The 2,990-nt window shown below is 60.8% G+C and carries 3 protein-coding genes; all 3 read left to right on the top strand.

The window, feature by feature from the left end; all coding sequences use genetic code 11:
* The first annotated feature begins 22 nt into the window (after window positions 1-22).
* A complete protein-coding gene (locus WB528_RS07650; RefSeq protein ID WP_423887815.1) occupies window positions 23-916 on the top strand; it encodes a branched-chain amino acid ABC transporter permease in 894 nt (297 codons plus the stop codon).
* 6 nt (window positions 917-922) lie between these two features.
* Window positions 923-1,996, top strand: coding sequence for a branched-chain amino acid ABC transporter permease (locus WB528_RS07655; protein WP_423887813.1), 1,074 nt, complete (start codon window positions 923-925; stop codon window positions 1,994-1,996).
* A gap of 55 nt (window positions 1,997-2,051) precedes the next feature.
* Window positions 2,052-2,990: ABC transporter substrate-binding protein (locus WB528_RS07660; RefSeq protein ID WP_423887814.1), on the top strand; the 939-nt coding region annotated here is incomplete at its 3' end.

The following is a 2,990-nucleotide window of genomic DNA, read 5'->3' on the forward strand; positions in this document are numbered from 1 at the left end:
TGACACTCGCGGAGGCCGCCGAGTGAACACCGCGTTCCTGATCCAGCTTCTGGTCAACGGCCTTGTGGTGGGCACGCTCTATGGCGTGGTCGCGATGTCGTTCGTGCTGATCTACAAGGCCACGCAAGTGGTCAATTTCGCGCAAGGCGAATTGCTCCTGATCGGCGCCTGGGTCTGCTGGGCCTTGCTCACCAAATACGGCGTGCCGTTCTGGGTCGGAATGCCGCTGACGCTCATCTTCATGTTCGCCTTCGGCATCGCGATCCAGGTCGTGATCCTGCGGCCGATGATCGGCGAGCCTATCATCTCCGTGATCATGGTGACGATCGGGCTCTCGACCGTGTTCGATGCAGCGCTGAAATGGATCTTCGGCGTCGATCCGCAGCCGTTTCCCCGGGTGTTCACCAGCCAGTCCGTGAATCTGCTCGGCCTGCAAATCCAGACGGTCTACGTGATGAGCCTCGCCGTTTCGCTCGCGATGATGGTCGGCATGGCCTGGTTCTTCCGCGCCTCGAAATACGGCCTGGCGATGCGCGCCACCGCGTTCGATCAACAGGTGGCGCAATCGCTCGGCATTTCCGTCAAGAACGTGTTCGCGATGGCGTGGGCGATCTCGGCGACCGTGTCGGCGGTCGCCGGCGTCGTGGTCGCCGTCGTCAATGGCGTGTCGTCGGGCCTTTCGGACTACGGCATCAAGGTATTTCCCGCCGCGATCCTCGGCGGGCTCGATTCGATTGGCGGCGCGGTGCTCGGCGGCATCATTATCGGGCTGCTTGAGAACATCGCCCAATATGTCGACAGCCAATACCTGCACTGGGGCAACCTCTACGAGATCGCGCCGTTCTATGTGCTGATCATCATCCTGATGATCAAGCCCTATGGGCTATTCGGCACCAAAGACATCGAGCGGGTATAACTTCCGATGGCAAGCCCCTCCCTCATTCCCTCCGGCGACTTCCGCACTTCATACGCGGCGGACACCACGATTTTTCCAACGACCACCAGCCGCAACTTCGCGATTCTCGGCGTGATCGCGGCCTGCTTTACGCCCTATCTTCTCTCCAACTACTGGCTCAGCATCTCGATCCAGATCGGCATCTTTTCCATCGCAGCACTCGGCCTCAATGTTCTCGTCGGCTTCACCGGACAGATCTCGATCGGGCACTCTGCCTTCTTCCTGTTCGGCGCCTTCACCTCGGCCTATATCTCGAACAATTTTCCGATTCCGGTGTTCTTCGCGATCCCGCTCGCGGGCGTCGTCACGGCATTTGTCGGTTTGATCTTCGGAGTGCCTGCGGCGCGACTGAAGGGACTGTACCTCGTTATCGCGACCCTCGCCGCGCAATACATCCTGCTGGACTTCTTCTCGCGCGCGGATTGGTTCTCGGGCGGCTCGGTGCCGGCCAGCGCCAACCCGTTCTCGATTTTCGGCTACATGTTTCGCGGCGACCGGCAGTACTTCTATGTCGTTCTCGCCTATCTCGTGGTCAGTTTTCTGCTGGTAACCAATCTGATGCGCACCCGCGACGGCCGTGCGCTGGTTGCGATCCGCGACCACTATCTCTCCGCGGAAATCATGGGCATCAATCTGACGAAATACCGGACTCTATCGTTCGGGCTTGCGGCGTTCTTCGCCGGCATCGCCGGCGCGCTTTATGCGCACTACCAGCTCGTGATTTCGCAGGAAGGTTTCGGCATCGAACGCTCGATCCTGTTCCTGGCGATGATCATCATTGGCGGCACCGGCTCGGTCATGGGCACACTGATGGGTACGGCCTTCGTGGTGTTGCTGCCGGAATCGATGCAGTGGATCAGCGACGGACTGAAGGGCTCCGCTATCGACCGGGCGCTTGCGCTTAACAATAACATCACGTTCCTGCGCGAGATCGCGGTCGGGCTGATCATTATCGGATTTCTGATGTTCGAACCCGACGGGCTTGCGCACCGCTGGCGGCAGATCAAGACCTACTGGAAGCTCTACCCGTTTTCACATTGAGGTTGACAAGAGCAAAACTAGACTGGCGTTCAATAAATAACCGGAGGAGACCCCCATGACCTTGAAATCTCTACTTGGCACCGTTTCGTTGGCCATCATGCTCGGTGGCGCTGCGTCGGCAGCGCAAGCCCAGATCGCGATCGGCCACCTCGAAGACCTCTCAGGCGGTACGGCCGACGTCGGCGTGCCTTACGGACAGGGCGTTGCCGACACCTTCGCCTGGGTCAACAAGAACGGCGGCGTCGGCGGCAAACAGCTTTCCGTCGACTCCAACGACTATGGCTATCAGGTGCCGCGCGCCATTGCGCTCTACAAGAAGTGGTCGGCGCCCGACAGCAAGGTCTCGGCGATCATGGGCTGGGGCACGGCGGATACCGAGGCGCTGACTGGCTTCCTCGCGCAAGACAAGATTCCGGACGTGTCCGGTTCCTATGCGGCGGCGCTCAGCGATCCCGAAGGCACCAGCGGCAAGGCCAAGGCTGCGCCGTACAATTTCTTCTACGGTCCCACCTATTCGGATGCGCTGCGCGCCGAACTCACCTGGGCTGCGGAGGATTGGAAGACCAAGGGCAAACCGGGCAAGCCGAAATTCGTCCACATGGGTGCCAATCACCCCTACCCCAACGCGCCGAAGGCGGCCGGCGAAGCGCTGGCGAAGGAACTCGGCTTTGAAGTGTTGCCGCCGCTGGTGTTTGCGCTCAAGCCGGAGGATTTCAGCGGTCAGTGCCTGAGCCTGAAAAGCGCGGGGGCCAACTACGCCTATCTCGGCAATACGGCGGCTTCCAACATTTCGGTGATGAAAGCCTGCAAGACCGCGGGCGTCGACGTCCAGTTCCTCTCCAACGTCTGGGGCATGGACGAGAACGCCGCCAAGACCGCGGGCGATGCGGCCGATGGCGTCGTCTTCCCATTGCGCACGGCGGTCGCCTGGGGCGGGAACGCGCCCGGGATGAAAACCGTCATGGAAATCTCGAAGATGTCCGACCCGACCGGC

Origin of the sequence: Bradyrhizobium sp. (assembly GCF_049586575.1) — a bacterium.
Taxonomy (GTDB): Bacteria; Pseudomonadota; Alphaproteobacteria; order Rhizobiales; family Xanthobacteraceae; genus Bradyrhizobium.